Source organism: Massilia arenae (assembly GCF_008014745.1).
GTDB classification, from domain to species: Bacteria; Pseudomonadota; Gammaproteobacteria; order Burkholderiales; family Burkholderiaceae_D; genus Telluria; species Telluria arenae.
Genome location: NZ_VPFD01000018.1, coordinates 21,590 through 48,216 on the forward strand (window position 1 = coordinate 21,590; position 26,627 = coordinate 48,216).

The window sequence follows — 26,627 nt, forward strand, 5'->3', positions numbered from 1 at the left end:
GAGCAGGAATGGACATTCTTCAACCGCCGGGCTGGCCGCGACCCAGGGGCTATGCCAATGGCGTGGCCTGCCGCGGACGGCAGATTTACGTCAGCGGCATGATCGGCTGGGATGCCGAAGGGCGCTTCCACACCGACGACTTCGTCGGGCAGGCACGCCAGGCGCTGGAAAACATCGTCGCCGTGCTGCGCGAAGCGGGCGCCGGGCCGGAGCACATCGTGCGCATGACCTGGTATGTGGTCGACAAGCGCGAGTATCTCGATGCGGGGCCGGCACTCGGCGCCGCTTACCGCGAGGTGCTGGGGCGTCACTATCCGGCCATGAGCGCCGTCCAGGTGGCGGGACTGATGGAGGATCGCGCGCGCGTCGAGATCGAGGTAACCGCGGTCATACCGGATCGAGAGGCGGAATCGATGCTTTAACTAAAGCGCCTGGCCTTCTGGAGCGCCGACGAGAATGACGACAGTTTGCCGCGCGCGGTAATCGCGGGGCGCAAGACGCTTAGAACAGCTCGTCCAGCATCAGGTGGAAGTGCAGCTTGCGTCGATCGGGCGTGGCGACGCCATATTGCCGCAGGAAGCGATCCTGTAGCGCGCCGCCGAACTCGCCGAGACAGTTCCAGGCGATGGCGAGATCCTGGTAGCGGTCCGCGATGCCGACCCGACCGGCGTCGATGCAGCCGGCCACCTCGCCATCGACCATGAGAAGGTTGTCGAGCGAATAGTCGCCATGGGTCACTACCTGATCGGGCGCGAGCGGCAGCAGGACCTGCATCGCGTCCCACACTGCTGCGCGGTCCAGCCGGCGCGCTCGTCGTCGAAATCTTCTTCGTCGACAACGCCCGCCTCGATGCGCGAGCGCGCCAGGCCAAGGCGATAGGCATGGTCGCTGTTGAACGGGCAGGAGGACGTCGGGATCGCATGCAGACGCTTCAGGAATTCGGCCAGGGCATCCACCACCACGTCACGCTGGCCGGGGTCGGCTAGCAGCAGCTGGTATGCGGTCTGGCCTGGCACGGCCGTCATCAGTAGCCAGGCCTCGTCGACGGTGCAGGTGAAATGCGCGACAGCGGGCACTGGCAGGCGTCCGGCCAGCCAGCGCAGCCGCGCCATCTCATCGGCGATGGCGTCGGCAACGGCACTCTTGCCGTGCTTCAGGTAGAGATCGGGCGCACCTGGCTTGCCGTGCAGCCGGTAGACGGCGCCGCCCGATTCGCCGACCTTGTCGCGCTTCCACACATAGCCGGCCACCACGGCCGACATGCTCTCTGGAACGCGCACGGTTGGACAGGCTTCCTCACGGTTCATATCGGACATCCTTGATTTGCAAGTAGTCGTCTCGACCGAGCGCCACCGCCCCGGTCATTCTGGTAACTTGGTTCAATAGTGAACCAAGGAGCAACCCATGAACAATCCCATCGTGCACGTCATCCAGGATTTCGCCATCGCAGAGCAATTGCGGGCCGACTTGCTGGCCGCCGGCCTGTCCCAGGACAGCGTTGCCCTGTCGCCCATCGGAGACGAGGCGGGCCCGGGCCAATCCAACTTCACGGTCGGCGACTCGCCGTCGGCCAAGGGCGGTACCGATTACGACGACGTTTATCGTCCCGAAGGCGATATTCACGGCGCCTGCATCCTCAGGGTGCTTGCCCAGAATCCACGCGAGGAAGAGCTGGCGCGGGCCATCGTCGAACGCCACCGCGCGGCGAACCCGCACGCGCTGAGCGAACAGCGCGTGCCCTAGGATTTAACGCCTCAGCTCCAGCTCAAGTCGACCTTGCTGAGCGGGAGCTCGCGCACCCGCTTCCCGGTGGCGGCGAAGATCGCATTGCACACCGCCGGCGCCAGCGGCGGAAGGGGTGGCTCGCCCAGGCCCGTCACCGGTTGATCCGACTTCACGAAATGCATCTCGATCTTCGCCGGCGCGTCGCCGATGCGCAGCAGCTGGTAGTCGTGGAAGTTGCTCTGCACGATGCGGCCGTTCTCGAGGTTCAGCTCGGGGAACATCAAGGTCGACAGGCCGTCGATCACCGACCCCTCGACCTGGTTCTCGGCGCCCGACAGGTTGATGATGGTCGGGCCGACGTCCGACGCCACCACGACACGGTCGACCTTCACCGTGCCGTCCTTCGAGACGGTCACCTCGGCCACCTGCGCTACGTAGCCGCGATGGCTGAAGTGGAAGGCGATGCCTTGCCCCTGGCCGCGTGCGAATTTCTTCTTGCCCCAACCGGCCTTGTCGGCGGCCGTCTGCAGCACCGCGCGCATGCGCGCAACGTTGTAGGGCTGGCCGCGCTCGACGCTCGGCGGCATGACGTCCTTGTCGCCCAGCAGTTCGAGGCGGAATGCCAGCGGATCGCGTCCGCCCGCATGCGCCAGCTCGTCGATGAAGCTGTGGAAGGCCCAGGCGAACACGCAACTGCCCGGCGCGCGCCACGGCCCCATCGGCACGCTGCATTCGAGCGCGGTCTGCTCCAGCTGGCAGTTGGCCAGCCAGCGGCCTGGGAACTCGTCGGGCGACAGGCTGCCGCCGCTGCCGTTACGCAGGGTGCTCTTGCCGTCTTGCTCCACCCGGTTGGCGAAGGTGACGAAGTGGTTATGCCAGCCCACCACCTTGCCGGCCTTGTCGACGCCGCCGCGCAGGAAGTGGAAGCCGCCCGGACGGAAGTGGTCGTGCTGCAGGTCGTCCTCGCGGGTCCAGGTCAGCTTGACCGGGGCCTTGTCCTTCATGCGCTGGGCGATCGCGGTGGCTTCGACGATGAAGTCCGAGCTCAGGCGCCGGCCGAAGCCGCCGCCGCTGCGGATGATGTGCATCGTGATCTTCTCTTTGGGGATGCCGCAGGTGCTCGAGACGAGCGCCTGGCCCGCGTTCGGGTTCTGGGTCGGGGCCCACAGTTCGAGCGCGCCGTCGGGCTTGATCCAGGCGGTGCAGTTCTGCGGCTCCATGCTGGCGTGCGAGATGAATGGATAGCTGTAGGCCGCTTCCACCGTCTTCGCAGCGCCCTTGAGGGCCTTGGGGACGTCGCCATCCTTGCGCAGCACGGTGGCGCCGGGCTTCTGGGCGGCCGCCTTGGCCTGGGCCGTGAAGTCGGCCCAGCTGTGCTTTGCGGCGCCGCCTTCGTCCCACGTCACTTCGAGCGCGCGGCGGGCGCGGATCGCGGCCCAGGTCGAGGTGGCGACGATCGCCACGCCGGGACGCAGGCCGTTCAGGTTATCGGTCCCTTCGAGGATGAAGGCGTCCTTGACGCCGGGCAGGGCGCGCACCGCGTCCAGGTTGGCGCGCAGCGGCTTGCCGCCGAAGACAGGGCATTTGACGTATTGCGCGTGCAGCATGCCCGGCAGCTGGACGTCGATGCCGAACAGCGGCTTGCCGCTGACGATGGCGGGGTTGTCGACGCCGCCGATGCGCTTGCCCAGCAGCTTGAAGGTGGCCGGGTCCTTGACCGCCACGCTTGCCGCTTCAGGCAGCGGCAGCTTCGCCGCCGCCTCGACCAGGTCGCCGTAAGCCAGGCGCCTTTTACTGGCCGCGTGCAGGACATGGCCGCCGTCGGTCGTGCATTCGGCGGCCGGTACTTTCCAGGACTGGGCCGCGGCCTGTACCAGCACGGCGCGCGCGGTGGCGCCCAGGCGGCGGAAGTTCTCGTAGTTGTTCGGGGTCGAGTTCGAGCCGCCCGCACCCTGGCTGCCATAGGCTTCCAGGTTCAGGTCGCCCTGAACAACATGCACGCTTTCCCAGGCGACGTCGAGTTCCTCGGCGATCACCATCGGCAGCGAGGTCTTGATGCCCTGGCCGATCTCGGGCTGCTTGGAAATCAGCGTCACGCTGCCATCGCGCGCGATGCGGATGAAGGCGTTCGGCACGAAGTCGGGGTTGGCGGATCCGGTCTTGGTATCGGTCACGGCGGCCAGCACGCCTTGCGCCGACATGCCGATCAGGAAGGCGCCGCCGGCGGCGCCGGCGCGCAGGAAGCCGCGGCGGGAGGTGGATGCGAGCGTCATGCCTTGGTCCCTTCGGTCGATGCGATCTCGGCGGCGCGGTGGATGCCCTTGCGGATCCGCATATAGGTGGCGCAGCGGCACAGGTTGCCGGCCATGGCGTCGTCGATCTGGGCGTCGGTCGGCTTCGGATGCTGCTTGAGCAGGGCGCAGGCGCTCATGATCTGCCCCGATTGACAGTAGCCGCATTGCGGCACGTCGAGCTCTTGCCAGGCCACCTGCAGCGGATGGCGGGCATTGGCGTCCAGGCCCTCGATGGTGGTGATCTTGGCGTTGCCGATGGCGGACACCGGCAGCACGCAGGCGCGGGTCGCCACGCCGTCGAGGTGGATGGTGCAGGCGCCGCACTGGCCCAGGCCGCAGCCATACTTGGTCCCGACCAGGCCCAGGGTATCGCGCAGGGCCCACAGCAGCGGGGTGTCGGCTTCGACGTCCACCGCCTGCGCCTTGCCGTTGACATTCAGGGTGTAAGTACTCATGACGCTCCTTCAAGGCAGTCCGAACAAGCTGACAATGCTAGCTGAAATTTCAGTAATTCAACAGTCTTGCTGAACAGGTCTCGCTAAGCCTTGAACAGATTCTGTCTCGTTTCCCTGGCTTGCTTGGGAGGTACGGATTAGTATGTGATACTTTGTTGCATTGTCGTTGATAATCACCGCTATGTTTAAACGTGGTCTGCGCCTGGTGCCGGCAACCCTGAAGCTGCGCATGGCGTGCGTCGCCGCCGTCCTGGTATTCGTGGCCACCTTGCTGGTCACCCTGTCGACCCTTGCGGTGGCTGAGCGTGGCATGAAGTCGGTAATCGGCGACCAGCAGTATGCGATGCTGTCCAATGCCGCGTCATTCATGGATGACCGCATTGTGACGCGTATCACCCAGGTCGAAGCGCTGGCTTCCCGCATGCCGCCATCGACGGGCGCGAACGACCGTGCGCGACTTTATCTCGAGGCCCAGGCGCCCACCTGGGAGCATGAATACCTCAACTTGATCCTGCTCGATGCCGCGGGCCGGCAAACCGTGTCGATGCGTCCAGTCGGCGACAACAAGCGGCTCGATGCCTCGGGCCGCGACTATTTCGAACGCCCCATGGCAACGCTTCGCGGTTATATGTCGCAGCCTTTCTTCAGTCGCATCTCTGAACGCGAGGTTGTCATCGTGAGTGCACCGGTACGTGACAGGGCCGGCAAGCCAAGTGGAGTACTTACTGCCAGCATGGACCTGCAGTCTTCGGGATTCCTGCGCCAGATATCGGCGTTAAGGCCGGGTGGGTCGGGCTATCTGTTCCTCATGACCGACAACGGGACCATGATCGATCATCCCGATCGCCGACGGCTGTTGCAGACGGCCGAGCAGGCTCCTTATGTCAATGCAAAAACCGATCCCGCGCTCAATGGCTTCGAAGGCTGGCTGGAAGGCAGGGACCGGGATGGCAGGACGTATATCTACGCTTACAAGCGCCTGCGTACGACGGGCTGGATTCTCGGGGCACGTTACCCCACCGAGGAAGCTTTCGCTCCGCTGGCGCAGATGCGCCGCAACGCCATCTATGGCGCGAGCGGCCTGGCGCTGGCGTCCGGCGTGCTGGCCTGGGCGCTGGTGTTCCGGCTGCTGGCGCCGCTGCAGCGCCTGCGCGACCGCATCCGCGCGATCCGCCACGACGGCGCCGACATCGCGGTGCGGCACGACACCCGGCGCGACGAGATTGGGGAATTGGGCAATGCCTTCTACCAGCTGATGGCCGAGCGCGAGAACGCCGAAGGCCTGCGCGCCGCCAGCGAGAAGCGCCTGCGCCTGATCACCGACAACCTGCCGGTGCTGATCGCCTACCTCGACCGCGACCGGCGCTTCAGGTTCGGCAACGCGACCTTCGAGCGCTGGTTCGGTGTCACGCCCGAGCGGCTGGTGGGCATGTCGATCGCCCAGTTGATGGGCGAGGATGCCGCGCGCCAGGGCGCGGAGGGCCTGGACGGCGCGTTCGCCGGCCATGCGACCACCTGCCAGATGCGGCTGCTGATCGGGGGCGCGCCGCGGGTGCTGGAAGGCGTCTATATCCCCGACCTGCAGCCTGACGGCAGCGTGGCCGGGGTGTACGCGCTCAAGCACGACATGACGCACGTGAAGGAGGTCGAGGAGCAGCTGAGCCGGCTCGCGCGCATCGATACCCTGACCGGCCTGGCTAACCGGCGCAGCTTCAACGAAACCCTGCAGCAGGCGCTGGCGCGCGCCTCGCGCCACGGCCGGGCGCTGGCGCTGGCCTACCTCGACGTCGACCATTTCAAGCGCATCAACGACAGCCACGGCCACGGCGTGGGCGACGAGGTGCTGAAGGAATTCGGCGAACGTCTGCGCGCCTGCGTGCGCGCCAGCGACCTGCCGGCGCGGCTGTCGGGCGACGAGTTCGTGGTGATCCTCGAAGAGATCGGAAGTGGCGCAGAGGCAGAACGCATCGCCGCCAAGATCGTGGCCGCGATGCGCGCGCCGTTCACTACCGGCGCCGGCATGCTGGCGGTGTCGGCAAGCGTCGGTGTCGCCTTGTGGCGTCCTGGACAGGGTGAAGACGCGCTGCTGGCGGCGGCGGATGGGGCCTTGTACGTGGCCAAGGCGAATGGACGGGACAGGTATGCGGTGGGGGAGGCAGCGTAGCCGCCGGCGTTACAATCCGCCCGGATACGTCTCTGGCGGCTCGCCCGAATGCCAGCCGCTGGTCGCATCAAGCGGCTCCACCGCCGTGGTGCGGTCGATGTGGATCACGGCGTCGAACTGGCGCGGCAGCTGGGCCATGAAATAGTGGCTCTGGCGCTCGCTGCTCGGCAGGTACAGTACGCCGATGGCGCGCTCCAGCCGCTCTTCCATCAGCGCGTCGCGCGCCGCCGACGGCTCGCGCAGCGGCAGGAAGAAGCGCTCGATGCCGGTGCTGTGCAGCAGGTGCTCGTAGCTGTTCTGCAGGGCCGGCCGCACGTGCTTGTGCAGGCCTTCGCCATCCCATTCGGAGGCCGCCGTGACCCGGCCCTCGTAGGTGGTGAAGCCGACCAGGACGGTGTCGGCGCCGTGCGCCTTGCGCGCCAGCTCGCCCAGCGTCCATTCGCCCTGGCGTCCGATCTCGGTCGCGCGCGCGTCGCCGATGTGCGAGTTGTGTTCCCACACCACGATGCGCGCGGGCTTGCCGCCCTGCGACAGGTGGCGCGTCACCGCGTCCAGGGTCTCGGCCATGTGGCTGTCACGCAGGTTCCAGGACGAGACGCGGCCCTTGAACATGGTGCGGTAATACTCTTCCGCGTTCTTGACCAGGCGCGCGTTCTGCTGGGCGTAGAAGAACGCGTCGTCGCCGCCCTCACGCTGCACGTAGTCGAAACCGCGCTGCTGCAGGGTGCGCAGGGTGGCGATCACGCCTTCCTGGCAGGAAGGCGATATGCCGAAGCTGGCCTGGTAGCCGTATTGCTGGCTGTCTCGCTCGTAGTGGTCGAAGCAGGCGTAGACCTTGCGCGCCTCGCGCGCGGCGTTCGGGTCGACCCGTTCGAGGTAGCCCAGCACCTCGTGGATCGAGGTGTACATGCTGTACAGGTCCAGGCCGTAGAAGCCGGTCTTTGCGGCGCCGGCGGCCAGTCCTTCGTTGTGCGTGCGCAGCCATTCGACGAAGTCGAGCACGGCCGTGTTGCGCCACATCCAGGCCGGGAAGCGTTCGAAGCCCGCCAGGGCGGCGCGGCCGTCGGTGTCCCCACCTTCGCCCCGCACATAACGATTGACGCGCCAGGCATCGGGCCAGTCGGCTTCGACCGCCACCGCGGTAAAGCCCTTCTCTTCGATCAGGCGTCGGGTGATGCGTGCCCGCTCGGCATAGAACTCGTGGCTGCCATGGGTGGCCTCCCCGAGCAGCACGAAGCGGGCGTTGCCGACCATGTCGAGCAGGGCGTCGTAGTCGTCCGCGCCCCCGGTGAGGGGGCGGGCCGACGCGCGCACCGCGTCCAGGGTGGCATTGGTGAGGATGGTCACATCAGTGCAGGACGCTGTGGCTCGGCGGCGCTTGATGGCCGGCGTAGTGGGCGCCGCCGCGCTCGATGAACTCCTTCATGCGCGCCAGGTCGTCGTCCATCTGGCGCTGCGGATCGGCGCCCAGCATGCGCGCGATGCCGTGGCCCAGCGCGCCGGCTGGCGGCGAGTAGGTCATGTGCACCGTGACGCGGGTGCCGTTGCCGGACGGCTCGAAGGTGACCGTGCCTTCTTGCTCGATCTCCGAACCCGGCTCGCTGCGCCACGACAGGCGCTCGGGACGCGACTGCTCGGTCATGACGGCGTTCCAGGCGTATTCCATGCCGCCGGGGCCGCGCACCACCCAGTGCGAGCGGCGGTGGCCAAGGTCGCGCACCTCGGTCACGTGCGACATGAAGCGCGGGAAGTTCTCGACCTCGGACCAGGCGTCGAACACTTCTTTCGGCGAGGCGTCGATGTGGACTGAGTTCTCCACCTCGACCTGGCTGGCGGCGCCGCGGTGACGCAGCGAATCGACCAGGTGGCGGCCGCGGTCGCTGCGCAGCAGCACCGCCAGCGCGCCCAGGCCGAGCACGGCAGCCAGCGGCGAACGGCGCGCCAGGCCGACCACGCTCAGGGCGCCGGTGCCCAGCAGGGCGGAATTGGTGAGCGTCGGGCTGCGCGAACCGAACACCTGGCTCAGGTGGTCGGTCCAGGCGCGCACCTGGTTGCCGGCGGCGTGGGCGCGCGAGCGGGCGTCGGCTTTCAGGCCGTGGGCGGTTTGCTCCAGGCGTTCGCGCGCGTGGTCGGCACGTTCGCGGGCGCGTTCGGCGGCATGTTCGGCGCGGTCGCGCGCTTGGTCGGCGGCGTACTCGGCATGTTCACGCGCTTCATGGGCTGCATGGCCGGCGCGGTCGCGCGCCTCGTAGGCGGCGTGCTTCACGCGATCGCGCGTCTCGAACGCAGCGTGGCTGGCCCGGTCCTTCGCGTCGTAAGAGGCCTCGGCCAGGCGCTCGCGCGCATGTTCGAGCCGGTCGCGCGTGCGGTTCGAGACCTCGGCCAGGCGGTCGCCCGCCGCATGGGCGGCGCCGGCCAGGCGTTCGCCGGCAATGGCGGCGGCGCCGGTGGCGCGCAGGCGCGCCGAGTCGAGGCGGTCGCCGGCGTCGTGCCAGGCGTGTTCGAGGCGGTTGCCGGTGCGCTCGCGGGCGTCGCGCAGGGCGCCGCGGGCGCGGGAGCGCCGCTTGGCGCCGCGATCCGGGTCGAATGCGTACATCAGCAAGGCGCCTGCGACTGCTGCGCCGATCCACTTGCCCACGTTGTTTGCTTGTTCGTTGTTCGTATCGTTCATCTCGGCTCCTTGAGGTAGGGTTGACTGGCGGCGTGGCCTTAGTGCGCCCACGCCTGCGCCAGCAGGGATTGCACTTCTTCATCGGCGGTCTGCTCGAAGCGCCGGTACCACTGCCCCACGGCGCGAAAGCGCAGCGGGGCGAGTGGGCAGGCCACTTCGTCGGCAACGCCACGCAAGACCTGCAGCGCATCCTGGGCCGCCACCGGCACCGCCAGCACCAGCCTGGACGGTCGCTGGCGGCGCGCGACTTCGACCGCCGCCAGCATCGTCGATCCGGTGGCGACGCCATCGTCGACCAGCATCACGCAGCGTCCCGCAAGCCGGGCCGGCGGACGCTCGCCGCGATAATGCCGCTCGCGCCGCGCCAGTTCGGCCTGCTCCACCGCGATGACCGCATCGACTTCGCCCTGGGTCACGCCCATCAGGCCCGGCACGCCGGGCTGCAGCACGCACACCCCGCCGCTGCCGATGGCGCCCATGGCGAACTCAGGCTGGTTCGGCAAGCCGAGCTTGCGCACCAGCATCAAGTCGAGTTCGGCATGCAGCGCCTGGGCGATGGGGAAGGCGACCGGCACGCCCCCGCGCGGCAGCGCGAGTACCAGCACATCGTTGCGTCCGGCGTAATGACGCAGCGCCCCGGCCAAATGCCTGCCGGCGTCGACGCGGTCGATGAATGGTTCTAGCTCTTGCATGATGAAGAAGTTGTTAACTTCCAGCATACACATGGACGAGCGTGGCCGTCGTTCGTTTGCCGTGCGGAATGACGAGGTGAAGAATGGCGGCCCCGGACGGGGCCGCGCGTGGGTGTCTGGCAGCTTAGCCGAGCTGGCGGCTGTGGAAACGCAGGTGGTCTTCGACGAAGGTCGAGATGAAGTAATAGCCGTGGTCGTAGCCGGCATGGCGGCGCAGGGTCAGCGGCTGATTGGCCTTGGCGCAGGCGTCCTCGAAGGCCTCGGGCAACAACTGCTCGACCAGGAATTTGTCGCCCAGGCCCTGGTCGATCAGGATGCCACCGGGGAACGGCGCGCTCGTATGCGACGCCATCAGGGCGCTGGCGTCGTATTGCTGCCAGGCGCTTTCGTCGGCGCCGAGGTAGCCGCCGAAGGCCTTCTTGCCCCATGGGCAGTGGCTTGGCGCGGCGATCGGGGCGAAGGCTGAGACCGAGCGGAACAGGTCGGGGTGCTTGAGCGCCATGGTCAGCGCGCCATGGCCGCCCATCGAGTGGCCGAAGATGCCTACCTTGCCTGGATCGGCCTGGAAAGTGGCCAGCACCAGCGCGTGCAGTTCCAGCAGATAGCTGTGCATGCGGTAGTGGCGCGCCCACGGTTCCTGGGTGGCGTCGAGGTAGAAGCCGGCGCCGGCGCCGAAGTCCCAGCTGTCGCTTTCTCCCGGCACGTTGGCGCCGCGCGGGCTGGTGTCGGGCGCGACCAGGATGATGCCCAGTTCGCTGGCCAGGCGCTGGGCGCCGGCCTTGGTCATGAAGGTTTCTTCGGTGCAGGTCAGGCCGGCCAGGTAGAACAGCACCGGCAATTTCTTCTCGCCTGCCGCCGGCGGCAAGTAGACCGAGAATTTCATCGGCAGGCCTATGGCGGCCGAGTCGTGCTGGTAGAAGCGCTGCACGCCGCCGAAGCAGGCGTGTTCATTGAGGAGTTGGGGCATCTTGGTGTCGGGTGCAGTTGAAAAGATGACGCCAGTATGCCGGTTCCGGGCGGCGCTTGCCAACTAGACCACGCCCAGCGCCCCCAGCAGCGCGCCGAGCGCCAGCATCCACAGCAGGTGCAGGCGGGTGCGCCAGATGACGATGGCGGTGGCCGCCGTCAGCAGCCATAGGGGCCAGTTGTCCATGTGTTCGCCGCCCTTGCCGCCGCCGGTGGCCAGCAGCCAGGCGGTCGACAGCAGCATGGCGATCACCAGCGGCGCCATGCCCTGCTTGAAGGCGCGCACGGCGCGCAGCTCGCGGTTGCGCTGGGCCCACTGCGCCACCTGGTAAGTAAACACGGTGGACGGCAGCATGATGCCGATCATCGAGATCGCCACGCCGTAGAGCGCGGCCGTCATGCTGCCGGAATTGAGTCCCACGTTCCAGCCCAGCAGGGCCACGAACAGCACGTTGGGCCCGGGCGAGGATTGGGCCAGGGCCACCGAGTCGGCGAACTGGGTCTGGCTGAGCCAGCCCTGGCGCTCGACCAGGTACCGCTGCATCTCGGAGGTGGTCGAGATCGCGCCGCCGAGCGACATCATGGACAGCATCAGGAAATGGACGAACAGGTTCAGCCAGTCATGCCAGCCGAATACCAGGCTGGGCGCGTTCATGGCTTGAGCCGGCGCCAGGCCAGTACGCAGCCCAGGCCGCCGAGCAGGCCGATCACGGCCGCCAGCGGCACGCGGATCCAGGCCAGCAGCGCGAAACCGGTGGCGGCGATCGCGATGCAGACGGCGAGCGGGATCACGTTTTTGGACAGCGCGACCGACATGCGCAGGCCGGTGGCGGCGATCAGGCCAGCGGCGACGGCAGCCATGCCGCGCAGTGCGCCCTGCAGCTGGGGCTGGGTGGCGAACTGCGCATAGACCAGGGCCAGGCACAGCACCAGGATCAGCGGCACGGTGAGGATGCCGGCCAGGGCGCTCATGGCGCCGGCCAGGCCGAAGTGGCGGGTGCCGATCATCATGGCCAGGTTGCAGACGTTGGGGCCCGGCATGATCTGGGCCACCGACCATTCCTCGATGAATTCCTCGTTGCTCATCCAGCGCTTGCGCTCGACGACTTGCTGCTGGATCACGGCCAGCACCCCGCCGAAGCCCTGCAGGGCGATCAGCGTGAATGACACGAACAGGTCGGTCAACGACGTCGGGCGGGGACGGTCGGGTTCGGCCGGCGGCGCAGGCTGTGCGGAACGCGGCGCGGAAGGCGGCAAGGGCAGGGGTGAGGCGCTCATCCGGCGATTATCGCCGCTCGACCGGCGCCATGTCACGTGCTACCCGCTCTGGATAGCGGCGCCGACATCTGGCATAGACAAGCTTTTCGCGTATTGATAAAGGTTTGACATTGACTTCATTCTGCCATCGTCAATACTCGTGGTGCGTCAGCGACATAACCCACCGGAGACCAGCGCCATGAGCCCCTACCGTGCCCAGGATATCAATCAAAGCCTCTCCGGATCGTCCGAGCTCAGGCGGAATATCCGTCAGCGAGACATCGTGGCACGCGGCATCGCGACTTTGGGCGAGTGCGGCACCATGCCGGCGCTCGAGTACCTCAAGGCGCATGGCGTGCGCCCGCAGGTGATCGAGCGCGTGCTGCTCGAACCGGAACGCCGCCGGGCGCTCGCCTGAGCAGTCGCAGCCGCTTGCGATTGCCCACAAAGTTCCCGCAAGATTTATTTGTGGTGCATACTGTGGCGGTCAGGGCTAAATCTTGTAAACCCTTGATTTTCAGCCGAAACGAGATTGCCTTCCCAATAGGCAAATTGTTGAAAGCCGCACGGGAGGCCGCGTCCAGCGTGTCAAGCCCCCGCTTTTCCACATACTTATTCACAGACTTTGTGGATATCCAAAAAACGTCTTGAATTTCCGTGACTTGGCAGCGATTGCTCAGGTCATGGCTGATGTCATTCTTGACAACTCCTTGACAGCGTCGCGGAGTGCCTGCATTTTCTTCTTGCAGCGCATGACTGGATAAATGTACAGTATGGCATTTCCAGATTTCGCCCCATGTCCGCTGTCGCCGATCCGATTGCTAACCTGTCCGCCACCGACGACCCGTTCGCCAGCCTGAACCCAGAACAGAGGGCGGCGGTCGAGCACGACGTCGGCGCGGAAGCACCGCGCCCGCTGCTGGTAGTGGCCGGCGCCGGTTCCGGCAAGACCAATACGCTGGCGCACCGGGTGGCGCGCCTGATCCAGTCGGGCGCCGATCCGCAGCGCATCCTGCTGCTGACGTTTTCGCGCCGCGCCGCCACCGAAATGACCCAGCGCGCCGGCGGCGTGCTGCACCGGCTGTTCGGGCTCAAGGGCAGCCAGGCGCAGGTCACATTGCCCTGGGCCGGGACCTTCCACAGCATCGGCGCGCGCCTGCTGCGCGAGTTCTCCGGCCGCATCGGGCTGGACGATCAATTCACGATCCACGACCGCGGCGACTCCGAAGACCTGATGGGCATGGTGCGCCACGAGATCGGCCTGAGCCAGACGGAAAAACGCTTTCCATTGAAGGGCACCTGCCTGTCGATCTATTCGCGCGTGGTCAACGGCCGCGAGCCGCTCGATCAGGTGCTGCAGGCATTCTTCCCCTGGTGCAGCGAGTGGGAAGCCCAGCTCAAGACGCTGTTCGGCGCCTATGTCGACGCCAAGCAGGAGCAGAACGTGCTCGACTACGACGACCTGCTGCTGTTCTGGGCCGAGATGGCGGCCGACCCGGTGCTGGGGGCGGAACTCGGCGCGCTGTTCGACCACGTGCTGGTCGACGAATACCAGGACACCAACCGCCTGCAGGCGGCCATCGTCACCGGCATGAAGCCCGACGGCCGCGGCGTGATGGTGGTGGGAGACGATGCGCAGTCGATCTATGGCTTTCGCGGCGCCACGGTGCGCAACATCCTCGACTTCGCCGGCCAGTTCTCGCAGCCGGCGCAGCTGATCACCCTGGAGCGCAACTACCGCTCCACGCAGCCGATCCTGGACGCGTCGAACGCGGTGATCGGCGCCGCGCTCGAGCGCCACGCCAAGACCCTGTGGACCGACAAGGTGTCGAGCATCAAGCCGCAGCTGGTGTTGATACCCGACGAAGCCGAGCAGGCGCGCTGGGTCTGCAACCGCATCCTCGAACAGCGCGAAACCGGCATGCCGCTCAAGAGCCAGGCGGTGCTGTTCCGCGCCGCCAGCCACAGCGCCGCGCTCGAGCTCGAACTCATGCGCCGCAACATCCCCTTCGTCAAGTTCGGCGGCCTGAAATTCCTGGAAGCGGCCCACATCAAGGACGTGCTGGCCGTGCTGCGCTTCGCCCAGAACCCGAGTGGACGCCTGGCCGGTTTCCGCGCGCTGCAGCTGATACCCGGCATCGGCCAGGCGACCGCCACCCGCCTGGTCGAGGCCGCGGGCACGAGCAACGATGCGGCGACGGCGCTGGAGGTCTTTCCCGTGCCGGCGCGCTGCAAGGGCGACTGGCAAGCATTCTGCGACTTGTACCGGCGCCTGCGTACGCCCGGCCTGCGCTGGCCGCTGGACCTCGAGCTGGCGCGCGCGTGGTACCAGCCGCACCTGGAGCGCCTGCACGACGATGCCCAGGTACGCGCGGCCGACCTCGATCAGCTGGTGGCGCTGTCCGGCGGCTATGGCAACCGCGAGAGCTTCCTGGCCGAGATCACGCTCGACCCGCCCGAAGCCACCAGCGACCGCGCCGGCGCGCCGCTGCTCGACGAAGACTACGTGATCCTGTCCACCATCCATTCGAGCAAGGGTCAAGAGTGGAATTCGGTGCACGTGCTGAACGTCGTCGACGGCTGCATCCCGTCGGACATGGCGACCGGCAACCAGGAAGACATCGAGGAAGAACGGCGGCTGCTGTATGTGGCCATGACACGGGCGCGTGAAAACCTGCACCTGGTGGTGCCGAACCGGTTCTTCATCAAGCAGCAGTCGAGCATGGGCGACCGCCATGTATATGCGGCACGGTCGCGCTTCATCACCCCGGTCATGCTCAAGCATTTCGAGGAATGCGCCTGGCTCAGCGCCGACAAACGCGAGCTGCGCACGCCGATGCCCGACAGTATTCGCATAATGGTGCGCGACCGGGCCCGGAACGCGTGGAAATGACGACAGATGCGGGTAAATTGTCGACTTATCCCCCGTGCACCGCTTTTGTAGGAATTTGCCGTATGTGACATGGACGCGCGGAAGTCGTGCACGTGCAAGTAACTGATTTTATTGAAGGTTTTTTTTGCCTTCAGAACGGGCATTTTGTTGAAACCCGCATCGATACTGCGCTTGCGGCTTGTCAAGTGGCGCTTTTCCACACACTTATCCACAATTCTTGTGGATAGTCCAAAAGGCTGAATAAAATCAGCCACTTAGTGTTCAATATTACTTGATCACAATTTCCATTTCCTGAGCGATTCCCTGCAGCGCGGCGAGTGCTCCCATCGGGATTCCAACGCCACGCACGATCCGGTGTTCGCGTGGATTGATGCGGATGGCGTGCACGCCCTGCGACTCGGTAACGCGGCGTACCGACGGCAGGTCAGTGCCGGCCCCGAGCTCGATCACGGCCAGCTTGGCGACCCCGGCGCGCCACTGCGCCAGCCGACCGAGCTGGGCCTCACTGGGAAGGTCGACCCAGGCGACGTCGTTGAACATCAGGATGTTGGGACGGGCCAGGGCGCCGCATTGTGGGCAGGTCGGCAGCGGCGACAACAGCGCGCAGCGGGCCAGGTCGACCTCGGGCTCGACGTCGTCCGCCGGCCAGGTTAGGTCGCAGCAGGGGCGAGTGCATTGCAGGTGGTGGATGGTGCCGTGAATTTCGGCGACTCTGTCGGCCGCAAATCCCGCGCGCTGGAATTGGCCGTCGACATTGCTCGTGAAGACGAAGCTGCCGTGCCGCATGCGTTCGCCCAGCGCGCGCAGGATCGCGAAGCCCGCATGCGGACGCGTGCGCCGGTACAGGTCGAGGCGGTGGCCATAAAAGCCCCAGGCAAGCTGCGGATCTCGTTCGAAACTGGCCGGATTGGCCATCTCGCGAAACGGCAGGCCGCGTTCGGCCAGTGGCGGATAGGCTTTCCAGAAGCCGGTATTGCCGCGAAAATCAGGCAGGCCTGAATCGACGCCGATGCCGGCGCCGGCAGCGATTAAAAGGCCGTCGGCCTCCCGCAGCAGTTCGCAGGCGCGCGCGATCTCATCCATGGGCACTCGCCTTCAGCCGCTCGAGCTCGGCCAGGAAGCGCTCGCAGGCCACGGCAGGCGGCCATGGCTCCCACGGCCGGCAATCGTAATGAGCGGCGAGCGGATCCTCGGCCAGCACCTCGGCGCGGATCTTGAGGGTGCGCCGCACTTCCTCGCGTGACCAGCCGGCCACGTGCACGGCCTCGCTTGCCGCGGCCAGGCGGTCGGCGCGCTTGTGCGCCGCGTGGCCGCGCGTGTCCCAGGCCGGCAGGCCGTAGCGCAGGAAGACCATGTGCTCCAGGCGCTTGGTCAGCGCGCGGAAGGCGTCGCCCAGGAAAGGCTTGATGACCGAGATCGCATCGAAGCCGAGCAGGCCTTCCTCTGCGTCGTGCAGCAGCTCGCGCAATTCTTCCAGCGGCGTGATGGAAGGCGCCGCGGCGCGGCGCAGCAGCATGACCGCGATCGAGTGCTGGGCGACGGACAGCGGATGCTTATATCCCCCCAAAAGACTATAACAAATTGCAAGGCCTCCTATGACGAAGCTGGGTGCCAAGATTGTTATGTTTAATATTTTGTATAACATTTCGCATTAGCATCGCGTACAGGTCTTTGTGTTGTGAAGATGCAACATCTACATGATTGTTTTGACCTACATGTGCATAGGTTGAAATTTTCCGCGACACGTCAGCTTGATCTTCCTGGACATCGTCAACCTTGAGCTAGCATTGAACAAAGCCCGTTGCGCATTACTAACTACTTGCCGAAACGTGGGCCTAAAGGTTGCAAGCATCGCCAGTGTATCGCGTGTCGGTGATGCTTAATCTATCGTTATCGCTTTTGGCTCGACATTAGAATTAGCTAAATTCGCGATAGCGTTCTACGGCTGCTGGTAAAGAGATGAATTCTTACCGTTCACTTGTTCAAAAGCTGCCGTGCCCGTATGAAAAACTTTGTCGAAAAGGACGCTCGTAATTACTGATTCCTTGTGTGGTTGTAGTCGGCCCCAGGGGCGAATTTGTTGATTATTTGCTATCCGGCGATCGACATCACGCATTATTATTGTTGAGATCATGTTGTACACATGGGGGTGAGAATAAGTTCCTTCCTGCACTAATGCTGCAACGGTTCGCATTGTGCACCATAGAATATTCCATACCTGAGGCAATGAAAGCCGATCTAGACAGTACCTAATTGCTCCGGCTACCTTCTCCGTGTATAGCATTTGCCTTTTAAATCTGTAGCGGTCACAAAGTTCACCGAAGTAGCGTTCACACTCCGCCTCTGCAATCAGGTACCAAAGGGCCGAAGCAGATGCAGGATCGAATTTTCCTATGATCAGTTCGAGAGCGTTCATTAAAGACGCCGGGGTCATTTTGCGTTCGTCAAGGACTAGTATCCATGTTACGTCATTGGGTAGAAATGTGAGATAGCTGTTGTCTCCAATATTAGGAAACGGACGATTACAGCTTGACGGAGATGGGATGATTATTTTTTCGCTGTGCAGGTGGAGATATATCTCCGTCGTAAGACTTGGTGTTGGTGCTAGCGTTCCGATTTGGGCACTGATAGGAGCTATCGTATTGTTGTTCCATTGCTCGCCAGCGGCCGAGAGGAGGCTGTATAGCAGAAATGCGTTAGTATAATCTAGCTGATTGTAATCAATGACAGTACGAACCTTTTGAGAAGATGCTTCTGATACCTGATCGAGGGGCAATTCGGGCGGTTTGCTTTGTTTTACTGCTTGTCTATCAATGCAGTTGTCGCAGCGATACTGCCTATTTCTTTTCGCTACTCGCGTCACTGATTCAAAATGCGTGCGACTGGTGACCTGTATAGGGTTTGTGCATTCCTCGCAACGTAAATAAAGAATATAAGCAGAGCTGTTTTCTTTTGTGAGGGAATGCAGAGCTGCCCGGCTCTTTCGGGTCTGTATTGTTAGCTGGGCAAGGCTAGAACACCATTTTCCGTGCTCGTTCAAAGACCAGTAAGCTAGGCATAATTCGTTGATGTAGTCATCATTGGTAAAAAAACAAAGAAGTGGCGATCGGGCGATGGTCATGATGATGTAATTTTTCGGACAGGCAAAAATTTCTTCGATGAAACTTTTATGAGTCAAGTTGTAAATTCTGAGTATACTCCGAAGACTAAGTGATGCCGGAAGGACATGCTTTCTCCCTTTGTTGGGAGATCTCAGTTGGATCCTGGGCTAGCATTTGGAAAAGTATTGCGAGTAGTTCGTACAGAAGCGGGCCTAACGCAAGAACAGTTAGCCCTTGCAGCTGGAGTTGATCGCTCTTTTGTTAGCATGGTTGAGCGAGGTGTGAACCAGCCAACCATTCGGATGATTTTTAGGTTCGCAGCTGCACTCGGGGTAGCGCCAAGCCGTTTGGTTGAGCTAACTGAGGCCAAAGTCCTTTTGTCTTAGTCGAAACCAACTCGTTGAGCTCAATGCTGCAGAAGCCAGCCATTGCGCAGCGGTATCGCGGGCGCCGATTTCAGAACAGCTCAATCCGCTGAGCTTGTTCGTTATCAGGTAGGTAAGTTTTCCTGTGATTTAGGATGCGATGAACCTCGACCTTTCCCAAAGGCCCATCCGTGCCAAAGATCACCTTGCTCCAACGATCAAACCTGTCCGAAGACCAGTGGCATTCCATGCTCATCTCGCTTCTCCGGGGAGCTGCCGCGCTACAGGTCGCGGCCGCGCACCTGCGCGCTCAGGTCTACCCCGGCTTCAGCACTGTCCAGGACCCTTCGCTCGCCTTCCAGGCGCTTGCCTTCGCCAGCGGGTTCGCGTATCTGGCGGTGATCGTGTTCTTCGTTCTCAGCGGCTGGCTGGTCGGGGGCAGTCTGCTCAACCGCCTCGACACCGATAACGCCATCTCGAATTACGCCATCGATCGGGTGACTCGATTATGGATCGTGCTGATACCGACCTTTGGCGTCATGTTGCTGTTCGGCCTGGCCACAGGCGCACTCGATCCATCGAAGCTGTCATTCGCGCCGGACAATGCGTACTCGGTTACTGCGTTGATCGGAAACCTGCTTGGACTGCAAAATATTCTGGTGCCTGAGTTTGGAGGTAATTTTCCGTTGTGGAGCCTAGCGAACGAGACTTGGTATTACGTGCTGTTTCCTCTACTCGTCATGCTATTTCGTACCCGGTCCACGTGGCGCCGGGTCCTGATCCTGTTGACGGTTGCCGCTATCGTACAACTGCTGAACAGCGCAATCCTGCTGTACTTTTCGATCTGGCTGCTGGGTGCAGCATTCTCACGCGTGCGGATCGAATGTGGCCCGTTCCTGCGCTGGACCTTATTTCTTGGACTCATCGGCGCGGCTGCCGCTATCCGCCTGAAAGGGAAGAGCGACATCAGTGTGGACAGCTTTGTCCAGTACCTGTTATTCAGCATGGTCTTCGTGCTGTTTCTGTCGAGCATGCAAGTCACGTGGGCACGTACGCGAGCTAACGAGTGGGTCAACCGCGTCGGGCGATTCTTTTCGGAGTTCTCGTTTACGCTGTATGTCCTGCACATTCCACTGATGGGGCGATGCTGCACCTTGCAGCGCCCGTCCTTGGCAACGCCAAGCTCGATCCTCACCGGCCGCTGCATTTGTTGGTGTATCTGCTCCTGTATGTTGGGCTCGTCGTCGGCGCCTTCCTGTTTCACCTGCCGTTTGAAGCCAGGACCTATCAGGTCCGGGAATGGCTGAAGACGACGTTACGATTCCGGAGCGGCGCCGTCCGGGTTTGATTTCCGGCGCCGCCGCATAGCCAGGGCAGGGAACTGCAGGACAAGTGGCGTCGTTGACAACAACGGACGCCACTTGTAGCATCCCACTTAATCATGAAGAACCTCTCTCGTCCATCGCGGCTATTCGCTGCGACGATCACCCTTTTCAGCATCCTGTTCATGCAGCTTGCTGTGGCGGCGTACGCCTGCCCGGCGCTGAGCGTGCAGCATGAAAGCGAAGTCGCGCGCATGTCGGCCTACGTGCCGCCAGACGAGATGCCGGCCTGCCACGAGATGGACCTGGTGCAGCCCAGCCTTTGCCACGCCTACCACCAAGCGGACAACCAATCGCTCGACAAGCCAGGGGTGCCACCACTGCAACCGTTCCTGGCCGTCGGTTTCGGCTTGCCGCTGCTGCCGCTGGACGTCGCTTACCGACCAGACTCCACCCCCGCTAATCCTCCTTTCCTGACGCGAACAACGTCACCGCCCCTGGCGATCCGCCACTGCTGTTTCCGTATCTGATCCTCCTGCTTGCCAAGTCTGTCGTCGCTGTGCCTCGCGCACTGGCGATGTTGTGCGTTGCATCCTTGGAGGTTCCATGTTTATCCCATACATCGCGCCCGTGCTGGCGCGTCATCGCGCCTGTCGACACGGCGCACGGCTCGTACTCGCCTCATTGATCTCCGCATTGTGCGGCGGTGCCGGCGCGGCCAACAGTCCGCTGACACTGCAGGAGGCGCAGTTCCGCGCTGTAGAACGCTCCCGCCTTCTTGCCGCCAAGGACTACGCCGTCCTTGCATCGCGAGAACAGGCGGCCGCTGCCGAGCGATTGCCCGACCCGGTCCTGAAGGTCGGCGTCGACAATGTACCGGTCGAAGGACCGGACCGGTTCAGCACGACGCGCGATTTCATGACCCAGCGCCGCATCGGCCTCATGCAAGACCTGACGCGCGCCGACAAGCGGCGCTTGCGCGCAGAGCGCTTTGAGCGCGAAGCCGACAAGACATCGGCGGAAAAGACTGCGGCCGCCGCCGCGATCGAACGCGACACGGCGGTGGCCTGGCTGGAACGCTATTACGCTGAGGCGATGGCAGGGCTGGTCGCCGAACAGGAACAGCAGGCGGGCCAGGAGGTCGCGGCGGCCGAGGCTGCATACCGTGGCGGACGCGGCGCACAAGCCGACATTTTCACCGCCCGCGGCGAAGCGGTGGCCCTGGCTGATCGCGCCCGCGAGCTGGGACGGCGCGTCGCCAACGCCAAACTGGCGCTCGCGCGCTGGATCGGCGAGGCCGCGCAGCTCCCCCTTGAAGGCAAGCCGGTGCTTGACGCCGTTCCGCTCGATCCGGGGACGCTGGAGACCCAGCTCGGCCATCATCCGGAAATCGCCGTCCTGCGCAAGCAGGAAGACATTGCGGCAACCGAGGCGGCGCTGGCACGGGCCGACAAAAAGCCAGACTGGAGCGTCGAAGTCGCATTCCAGCAGCGCGGACACGCGTACTCGAACATGCTGTCTGTCGGTTTGTCCGTTCCCTTGCAGTGGAATCAAAGTAACCGGCAGGACAGGGAGGTATCGGCACGGCTGGCACAGCTCGAGCAGGCGAAGGCCGAAAGCGAGGATGCGCTGCGCGCGCACGTAGCCGAGGTGGGGGCCATGCTCAATGAGTGGCAGAGTAACCGGGAGCGCCAGACGCGCCTAGAGCAGGACCTGCTTCCGCTGGCACGCTCACGGACCACGTCAGCTGTCGCGCAATACCGCGGAGGCAAGATGTCGCTCGCCGACGTGCTCGCGGCGCGGCGCAGTGAACTCGATGCGCGCTTGCAGGTGCTGCAGCTGGAGGCGGACACTGGCCGTCTCTGGGCACAGCTCCGGTTCCTGGTCCCTGCGGGCAGACAACACAATGCTAACCCGGGTACCGACAGGAGGCAGCAATGAACAGGAAAACCATGGCGATTGCCCTGCTGGCGGTGCTCGTCGTCGGGGCAGGGGGGTATGGCGTCTATCGCCTCGGGATGAACAAGGGAATGGAAGCCACGGCCGGAGCAGCCCCGGCGGCGCACGCAGGTGCGGGCGGCGCGCTCGATCCGGCGACCGGAAGGAAGGTGCTGTACTGGCATGACCCGATGGTGCCGGGGCAGAAATTCGATAAGCCAGGCAAGTCTCCTTTCATGGACATGCAGCTCGTTCCCGTGTACGCCGATGCGCCTGCGGACGAGGGCAAGGTCTCGATCAGTCCGGTGGTGGAACAGAATCTCGGGATGCGCACCGCCGATGTCACGCGGGGCAAGCTGACCATGAGCGTCGAAGCCGTCGGCACTGTCGCATACAACGAGCGCGACGTCGCGCTGGTGCAGGCGCGCAGCGCCGGCTTCGTCGAGCGGCTGTTCGTGCGGGCGCCGCTCGACCCTGTAAAAAAGGGCCAGCCGCTGGCGGCGGTGTATGTGCCGGACTGGGTCGCGGCGCAAGAGGAATTCCTGGCGGTGAAGCGCATGCCCGGGAACGGCCTTGATGGCCTGTTGGATGGCGCCCGGCAGCGCATGCGCCTTGCAGGCATGACCGACGCCCAGATCCGAGCTGTCGACGCCGGCGGGAAGGTGCAGCCGCGCGTGACGATCAACGCCCCGGTCGGCGGCGTCGTGTCCGAGCTGTCGGTACGCGAGGGAACGACGGTCGCCGTCGGCGCACCGATGTTTCGGATCAATGGACTGGGCACCGTCTGGGTCAACGCGGAAGTGCCGGAAGCGGCCGCGGCGCAGGTGCGCCCCGGCACCCTCGTAGAGGCGCGCACCCCATCCTCGCCTGGCACCGTGCTGAATGGCCGGGTCAGCGCGATCCTGCCGGAAGTCGATCCGGCAACCCGAACCCTGCGCGCGCGAGTCGAACTAGAGAATCCGGGGCAGCGGCTCGTGCCGGGCATGTTCGCGACCGTGCGCTTCACGCCGGCCGCGGGCACGGACACGCTGCTCGTACCGACCGAAGCAGTCATCCGGACGGGACAGCGCAGTGTCGTGATGGTGGCGCTCGGGGAGGGCAAGTTTGCGCCGGTGGAGGTCGAACCCGGCACCGAGGGCGATGGCAAGACCGAGATCCGCCGTGGGCTCGCGGCAGGACAAAAAGTGGTGGTCTCAGGCCAGTTCCTGATCGATTCGGAAGCAAGTCTGCGCGGAACCGCGACTCGCCTGGCCGAGCCCCCGAAAGCTGATCAAGTCTCGCAGGCCCCGCAAGGCGTGCAACCCCGACCGGCCGATACGGTTGCGGGTACGGGCGCAGATACGGGGGCCGGACGCCATCGCGGCGAAGGCAAGGTCGAGAGCATCGACAAGGACGAAATCGTACTCTCGCACGGGCCGATTCCAAGCCTGCAATGGCCACCGATGACGATGGGCTTCAAGCTGCGTGCCGGCGGATTGCCGGGCGAGTTCGCTGTCGGAGACCCGGTGACGTTCGAGTTCCGGCAAAGCGGCGAAGGCGAGTACGAGATCATCAACATCACCCGGACGCCCGGGGAGAAGAAAGGCTGGAAATGATCACCCGACTGATCCGCTGGTCGATCGCCAACCGCTTCCTGGTGCTTCTGGCTACGGCAGGCATGACCGCATGGGGCATCTGGTCCCTCCAGCGGACCCCGCTCGACGCGCTTCCCGACCTGTCCGACGTGCAGGTCATCATCCGCACCACCTGGCCCGGCCAGGCGCCGCAGATCGTCGAGAACCAGGTCACCTATCCACTGACGACCACCATGCTGTCGGTTCCCGGGGCGAAGACCGTGCGCGGTTATTCGTTCTTCGGCGACTCCTTCGTCTACATCCTGTTCGAGGACGGGACCGATCCGTACTGGGCACGTTCGCGCGTGCTGGAATACCTGAACCAGGTCCAGTCGCGGCTCCCGACGCAAGCGAAGCCCGCACTCGGACCGGACGCGAGCGGCGTCGGATGGGTCTATGAATATGCGCTGGTCGACCGCAGCGGCAAGATGGACCTCTCGCAGCTGCGTGCGCTCCAGGACTGGTTCCTCAAGTACGAATTGAAGACCGTACCCAACGTGTCAGAGGTCGCAAGCCTGGGCGGCATGGTGCGGCAGTATCAGATCGTGCTCGATCCTGCGAAGCTGCGGGCCTACAACATCGCGCATAACGTGGTGATCGAGGCGGTGCAGAAGGCCAATCAGGAAGCCGGTGGTTCGGTGCTCGAGCTGGGCGAAGCTGAATACATGGTACGTTCGAGCGGTTATCTCCAATCGCTCGACGACTTCCGCAAGATTCCCCTGATGACCTCCGAGGCCGGTATTCCTGTGCGGCTCGGTGACGTAGCGCGAATCCAGCTGGGTCCGGAAATGCGACGCGGCATCTCCGAGCTCAACGGCGAAGGCGAGGTTGCAGGCGGCATCATCGTCATGCGCTCAGGGAAAAATGCACTGGAAACCATTGATGCGGTGAAAGCCAAACTGGCGACCCTCAAGCCAGGTCTGCCGCCTGGAGTGGAGATCGTTCCCACTTATGACCGATCGCACCTGATCAGGGGGGCGGTAGACAATCTGCGCGACAAGCTGGTCGAGGAATTTGTCGTCGTTGCGATTGTGTGCGCAATCTTCCTCTTTCATCTGCGCTCGGCGCTGGTCGCGATCGTCACACTGCCGATCGGTATTCTGGTCGCCTTTATTGTCATGCACTACCAAGGGGTGAACGCGAACATCATGTCGCTGGGCGGGATCGCGATTGCGGTCGGGGCGATGGTGGACGCCGCCGTGGTCATGATCGAGAACGCGCACAAGCATATCGAAGCATGGGATCACGCCCATCCGGGAGCGAAGCTGGAAGGGGAGGCTCGCTGGCGGGTCATTGGAGACGCCGCAGCGGAAGTCGGCCCAGCGCTGTTCTTCTCGCTGCTGATCATCGTGCTATCGTTTATTCCGGTGTTCACATTGGAGGCGCAGGAAGGACGCCTGTTCTCGCCGCTCGCGTTCACGAAGACCTACTCCATGGCAGCGGCTGCAGGTCTGGCCGTGACCTTGATTCCGGTATTGATGGGTTACCTGATCCGCGGGCGTATTCCCGAGGAGCACAAGAATCCGCTGAATCGCTTCCTGATCGCCGTCTACCGGCCCCTGCTCGATGGCGTACTGCGCTTTCCCAAGGCGACGCTGGTCGCTGCCGCCGTGATTGCGGCCATCACTATCTGGCCGATGACCCGGCTCGGCGCAGAATTCATGCCGCCTCTCGACGAAGGCGACCTTCTGTACATGCCCTCGGCGCTACCGGGGCTATCGGCGGGCAAGGTGTCGCAACTGCTCCAGCAGACCGACCGCCTGATCAAAACGGTACCGGAAGTGCAAAGCGTCTTCGGGAAAGCGGGACGGGCCGAGACGGCAACCGATCCTGCGCCACTGGAGATGTTCGAGACCACGATCCAGTTCAAGCCCAGGGATCAATGGCGGCCGGGCATGACCACGGATAAGCTGGTCGAGGAACTCGACCGCGTGGTCAAGGTGCCCGGGCTTTCCAACATCTGGGTACCACCCATCCGGAATCGCATCGACATGCTGGCCACCGGCATCAAGAGTCCGGTCGGCGTCAAGGTGGCCGGTACCAGCCTGCAGGAGATCGATCGCGTTGCTGGAGAAATCGAACGGATCGTCAAGACGGTGCCCGGCGTGTCTTCGGCACTCGCTGAACGTCTCAATGGGGGACGTTATGTCGACGTCGACATCAACCGCGACCAGGCAGCCCGGTACGGCTTGAATATCGCCGACGTGCAGAGCATCGTGTCGGCAGCGATTGGGGGCGACAACATCGGCGAGACTGTCGAAGGCCTGCAGCGCTTCCCGATCAACGTTCGCTATCCGCGCGAAATCCGTGGTTCAATCGAAAACCTGCGGCAATTGCCCGTCCTGACGCCACGCGGGGCACAGATTCGCCTGGGTGATGTGGCGGCAGTTCGCATCAATGACGGCCCACCCATGCTCCGGAGTGAAAACGCGCGCCTGTCCGGGTGGGTGTACGTCGACATCCGGGGACGCGACATGAACTCGGTGGTACGCGACATGCAGCAGGCTGTCGCAAAGGAGGTCAAGCTGCAACCGGGTTACTCGATTTCCTGGTCAGGTCAGTTTGAATACCTGGAACGCGCCAGTGCGAAGCTCAAGATCGTCGTGCCGGCAACGCTCCTGGTGATTTTCATCCTCCTCTACCTGACATTCAAGCGCTTCGACGAGGCAATCCTGATCATGGCCACCTTGCCGTTCGCACTGGCCGGCGGTATCTGGCTTCTCTGGATGCTCGGACACCACCTGTCGGTCGCCAGCGCGGTCGGCTTCATTGCACTTGCCGGCGTAGCGGCCGAGTTCGGGGTGATCATGCTGCTCTACCTGAAGCATGCCTGGGAAGCCCGCCTGGCTGCCGGGAAGTCATCCGAAGCCGATCTGTTGGATGCCATTCAGGAGGGAGCGGTTCAACGCGTGAGGCCAAAAGCCATGACCGTCGCGGTAATCATCGCGGGCCTGGTCCCCATCATGATCGCCCACGGCACCGGTTCCGAAATCATGCAGCGTATTGCGGCGCCAATGGTTGGCGGGATGCTGTCCGCGCCCTTGCTGTCGATGTTTGTGGTTCCGGTCGTTTATATGTTGATGCGCCGTCGGGAGCTGCGACAAGAGGATATCCCGAAACCTTCACGCAACGAGGTCAGTTATGAAAGCACATGAACGATGTCGTCCGGTC

General features: G+C 64.0%; 22 protein-coding genes and 1 pseudogene. 11 read left to right on the forward strand and 12 right to left on the reverse strand.

What is annotated here, in order from left to right; translation table 11 throughout:
• The first annotated feature begins 8 nt into the window (after positions 1-8).
• A complete protein-coding gene (locus FVD38_RS16840; protein WP_147935885.1) occupies positions 9-422 on the forward strand; it encodes a RidA family protein in 414 nt (137 codons plus the stop codon).
• 79 nt (positions 423-501) lie between these two features.
• Here FVD38_RS16840 and FVD38_RS16845 read toward each other — a convergent pair.
• Positions 502-1,316, reverse strand: a pseudogene (locus FVD38_RS16845) (APH(3')-I family aminoglycoside O-phosphotransferase).
• Between the two features lie 88 nt (positions 1,317-1,404).
• Between FVD38_RS16845 and FVD38_RS16850 the strand changes: the two are divergent.
• Positions 1,405-1,743, forward strand: a complete 339-nt coding sequence (locus FVD38_RS16850) for a hypothetical protein (protein ID WP_147935886.1) — start codon at positions 1,405-1,407, stop codon at positions 1,741-1,743.
• Between the two features lie 11 nt (positions 1,744-1,754).
• Here the strand turns inward: FVD38_RS16850 and FVD38_RS16855 are convergent, their stop codons facing one another.
• Positions 1,755-3,998: a xanthine dehydrogenase family protein molybdopterin-binding subunit gene (locus FVD38_RS16855; protein ID WP_147935887.1), complete on the reverse strand. Its 2,244-nt coding sequence runs from the start codon at positions 3,996-3,998 to the stop codon at positions 1,755-1,757.
• Entirely contained in the window at positions 3,995-4,474 is a 480-nt protein-coding gene (locus tag FVD38_RS16860; RefSeq protein WP_123068930.1) for a (2Fe-2S)-binding protein, read from the reverse strand. The genes FVD38_RS16855 and FVD38_RS16860 overlap by 4 nt, the downstream gene beginning before the upstream one ends.
• Before the next feature lie 181 nt (positions 4,475-4,655).
• Between FVD38_RS16860 and FVD38_RS16865 the strand changes: the two genes are divergently transcribed.
• Positions 4,656-6,638, forward strand: coding sequence for a diguanylate cyclase domain-containing protein (locus FVD38_RS16865; protein WP_147935888.1), 1,983 nt, complete (start codon positions 4,656-4,658; stop codon positions 6,636-6,638).
• A gap of 9 nt (positions 6,639-6,647) precedes the next feature.
• Here the strand turns inward: FVD38_RS16865 and FVD38_RS16870 are convergent, their stop codons facing one another.
• The 6 genes from FVD38_RS16870 to FVD38_RS16895 form a co-directional block, all read right to left on the reverse strand.
• A complete protein-coding gene (locus FVD38_RS16870; protein ID WP_147935889.1) occupies positions 6,648-7,985 on the reverse strand; it encodes an erythromycin esterase family protein in 1,338 nt (445 codons plus the stop codon).
• Position 7,986: 1 nt separating this feature from the next.
• Positions 7,987-9,309 carry an SRPBCC family protein gene (locus FVD38_RS16875; protein ID WP_147935890.1) on the reverse strand — a complete coding sequence of 441 codons (1,323 nt, stop codon included), beginning with the start codon at positions 9,307-9,309 and terminating at the stop codon, positions 7,987-7,989.
• Positions 9,310-9,347: 38 nt separating this feature from the next.
• On the reverse strand, positions 9,348-10,001 hold the full coding sequence (locus FVD38_RS16880) for a phosphoribosyltransferase (RefSeq protein WP_187271626.1): 654 nt from the start codon (positions 9,999-10,001) through the stop codon (positions 9,348-9,350).
• 124 nt (positions 10,002-10,125) lie between these two features.
• Positions 10,126-10,968, reverse strand: coding sequence for an S-formylglutathione hydrolase (fghA, locus tag FVD38_RS16885; protein ID WP_147935892.1), 843 nt, complete (start codon positions 10,966-10,968; stop codon positions 10,126-10,128).
• 63 nt (positions 10,969-11,031) lie between these two features.
• Complete coding sequence (locus tag FVD38_RS16890) at positions 11,032-11,622, reverse strand: chromate transporter (protein WP_147935893.1); 591 nt, start codon at positions 11,620-11,622, stop codon at positions 11,032-11,034.
• A complete protein-coding gene (locus FVD38_RS16895; protein ID WP_147935894.1) occupies positions 11,619-12,245 on the reverse strand; it encodes a chromate transporter in 627 nt (208 codons plus the stop codon). The genes FVD38_RS16890 and FVD38_RS16895 overlap by 4 nt, the downstream gene beginning before the upstream one ends.
• Positions 12,246-12,423: 178 nt before the next feature.
• Between FVD38_RS16895 and FVD38_RS16900 the strand changes: the two genes are divergently transcribed.
• Positions 12,424-12,642 (forward strand): hypothetical protein, encoded by a 219-nt coding sequence (locus tag FVD38_RS16900; RefSeq protein ID WP_147935895.1) that lies wholly within the window; start codon positions 12,424-12,426, stop codon positions 12,640-12,642.
• 378 nt (positions 12,643-13,020) lie between these two features.
• Positions 13,021-15,117 carry an ATP-dependent helicase gene (locus tag FVD38_RS16905; protein WP_147935896.1) on the forward strand — a complete coding sequence of 699 codons (2,097 nt, stop codon included), beginning with the start codon at positions 13,021-13,023 and terminating at the stop codon, positions 15,115-15,117.
• Positions 15,118-15,384: 267 nt separating this feature from the next.
• Here the strand turns inward: FVD38_RS16905 and FVD38_RS16910 are convergent, their stop codons facing one another.
• The 3 genes from FVD38_RS16910 to FVD38_RS16920 all read right to left on the reverse strand — a co-directional run bounded on the left by FVD38_RS16910 (position 15,385) and on the right by FVD38_RS16920 (position 18,295).
• A complete protein-coding gene (locus tag FVD38_RS16910) occupies positions 15,385-16,200 on the reverse strand; it encodes an SIR2 family NAD-dependent protein deacylase (protein WP_147935897.1) in 816 nt (271 codons plus the stop codon).
• On the reverse strand, positions 16,193-16,633 hold the full coding sequence (locus FVD38_RS16915; protein ID WP_308616958.1) for a phosphohydrolase: 441 nt from the start codon (positions 16,631-16,633) through the stop codon (positions 16,193-16,195). Before FVD38_RS16915 ends, FVD38_RS16910 begins: the two co-directional genes overlap by 8 nt.
• A gap of 423 nt (positions 16,634-17,056) precedes the next feature.
• Positions 17,057-18,295 (reverse strand): hypothetical protein, encoded by a 1,239-nt coding sequence (locus FVD38_RS16920; protein WP_222706934.1) that lies wholly within the window; start codon positions 18,293-18,295, stop codon positions 17,057-17,059.
• Positions 18,296-18,343: 48 nt separating this feature from the next.
• On the opposite strand from FVD38_RS16920, the gene FVD38_RS27220 reads away from it, so the two are divergent.
• The 6 genes from FVD38_RS27220 (at position 18,344) to FVD38_RS16950 (ending at position 26,611) form a co-directional block, all read left to right on the forward strand.
• Positions 18,344-18,604 carry a helix-turn-helix domain-containing protein gene (locus tag FVD38_RS27220; RefSeq protein WP_222706935.1) on the forward strand — a complete coding sequence of 87 codons (261 nt, stop codon included), beginning with the start codon at positions 18,344-18,346 and terminating at the stop codon, positions 18,602-18,604.
• A gap of 170 nt (positions 18,605-18,774) precedes the next feature.
• A complete protein-coding gene (locus FVD38_RS16930) occupies positions 18,775-19,890 on the forward strand; it encodes an acyltransferase family protein (RefSeq protein WP_147935899.1) in 1,116 nt (371 codons plus the stop codon).
• 134 nt (positions 19,891-20,024) lie between these two features.
• On the forward strand, positions 20,025-20,435 hold the full coding sequence (locus FVD38_RS16935; RefSeq protein ID WP_147935900.1) for a hypothetical protein: 411 nt from the start codon (positions 20,025-20,027) through the stop codon (positions 20,433-20,435).
• A 76-nt stretch (positions 20,436-20,511) separates the two neighbouring features.
• Positions 20,512-21,846 (forward strand): TolC family protein, encoded by a 1,335-nt coding sequence (locus FVD38_RS16940; RefSeq protein ID WP_147935901.1) that lies wholly within the window; start codon positions 20,512-20,514, stop codon positions 21,844-21,846.
• Positions 21,843-23,438 carry an efflux RND transporter periplasmic adaptor subunit gene (locus FVD38_RS16945; protein ID WP_147935902.1) on the forward strand — a complete coding sequence of 532 codons (1,596 nt, stop codon included), beginning with the start codon at positions 21,843-21,845 and terminating at the stop codon, positions 23,436-23,438. Before FVD38_RS16940 ends, FVD38_RS16945 begins: the two co-directional genes overlap by 4 nt.
• Positions 23,435-26,611, forward strand: a complete 3,177-nt coding sequence (locus tag FVD38_RS16950) for an efflux RND transporter permease subunit (RefSeq protein ID WP_147935903.1) — start codon at positions 23,435-23,437, stop codon at positions 26,609-26,611. Before FVD38_RS16945 ends, FVD38_RS16950 begins: the two co-directional genes overlap by 4 nt.
• Positions 26,612-26,627 lie beyond the last annotated feature (16 nt).

Excerpts from the sequence above, each read along its gene's own strand:
- FVD38_RS16860 (WP_123068930.1), bottom strand. The coding sequence starts at position 4,474 with ATGAGTACTTACACCCTGAATGTCAACGGCAAGGCGCAGGCGGTGGAC.
- FVD38_RS16905 (WP_147935896.1), top strand. The coding sequence starts at position 13,021 with ATGTCCGCTGTCGCCGATCCGATTGCTAACCTGTCCGCCACCGACGAC.
- FVD38_RS27220 (WP_222706935.1), top strand. The coding sequence starts at position 18,344 with ATGCTTTCTCCCTTTGTTGGGAGATCTCAGTTGGATCCTGGGCTAGCA.
- fghA (WP_147935892.1), bottom strand. The coding sequence starts at position 10,968 with ATGCCCCAACTCCTCAATGAACACGCCTGCTTCGGCGGCGTGCAGCGC.
- FVD38_RS16875 (WP_147935890.1), bottom strand. The coding sequence starts at position 9,309 with ATGAACGATACGAACAACGAACAAGCAAACAACGTGGGCAAGTGGATC.
- FVD38_RS16940 (WP_147935901.1), top strand. The coding sequence starts at position 20,512 with ATGTTTATCCCATACATCGCGCCCGTGCTGGCGCGTCATCGCGCCTGT.
- FVD38_RS16855 (WP_147935887.1), bottom strand. The coding sequence starts at position 3,998 with ATGACGCTCGCATCCACCTCCCGCCGCGGCTTCCTGCGCGCCGGCGCC.
- FVD38_RS16850 (WP_147935886.1), top strand. The coding sequence starts at position 1,405 with ATGAACAATCCCATCGTGCACGTCATCCAGGATTTCGCCATCGCAGAG.
- FVD38_RS16840 (WP_147935885.1), top strand. The coding sequence starts at position 9 with ATGGACATTCTTCAACCGCCGGGCTGGCCGCGACCCAGGGGCTATGCC.
- FVD38_RS16890 (WP_147935893.1), bottom strand. The coding sequence starts at position 11,622 with ATGAACGCGCCCAGCCTGGTATTCGGCTGGCATGACTGGCTGAACCTG.
- FVD38_RS16950 (WP_147935903.1), top strand. The coding sequence starts at position 23,435 with ATGATCACCCGACTGATCCGCTGGTCGATCGCCAACCGCTTCCTGGTG.
- FVD38_RS16910 (WP_147935897.1), bottom strand. The coding sequence starts at position 16,200 with ATGGATGAGATCGCGCGCGCCTGCGAACTGCTGCGGGAGGCCGACGGC.
- FVD38_RS16915 (WP_308616958.1), bottom strand. The coding sequence starts at position 16,633 with ATGCTGCTGCGCCGCGCCGCGGCGCCTTCCATCACGCCGCTGGAAGAA.
- FVD38_RS16880 (WP_187271626.1), bottom strand. The coding sequence starts at position 10,001 with ATGCAAGAGCTAGAACCATTCATCGACCGCGTCGACGCCGGCAGGCAT.
- FVD38_RS16935 (WP_147935900.1), top strand. The coding sequence starts at position 20,025 with ATGAAGAACCTCTCTCGTCCATCGCGGCTATTCGCTGCGACGATCACC.
- FVD38_RS16895 (WP_147935894.1), bottom strand. The coding sequence starts at position 12,245 with ATGAGCGCCTCACCCCTGCCCTTGCCGCCTTCCGCGCCGCGTTCCGCA.
- FVD38_RS16900 (WP_147935895.1), top strand. The coding sequence starts at position 12,424 with ATGAGCCCCTACCGTGCCCAGGATATCAATCAAAGCCTCTCCGGATCG.
- FVD38_RS16945 (WP_147935902.1), top strand. The coding sequence starts at position 21,843 with ATGAACAGGAAAACCATGGCGATTGCCCTGCTGGCGGTGCTCGTCGTC.
- FVD38_RS16865 (WP_147935888.1), top strand. The coding sequence starts at position 4,656 with ATGTTTAAACGTGGTCTGCGCCTGGTGCCGGCAACCCTGAAGCTGCGC.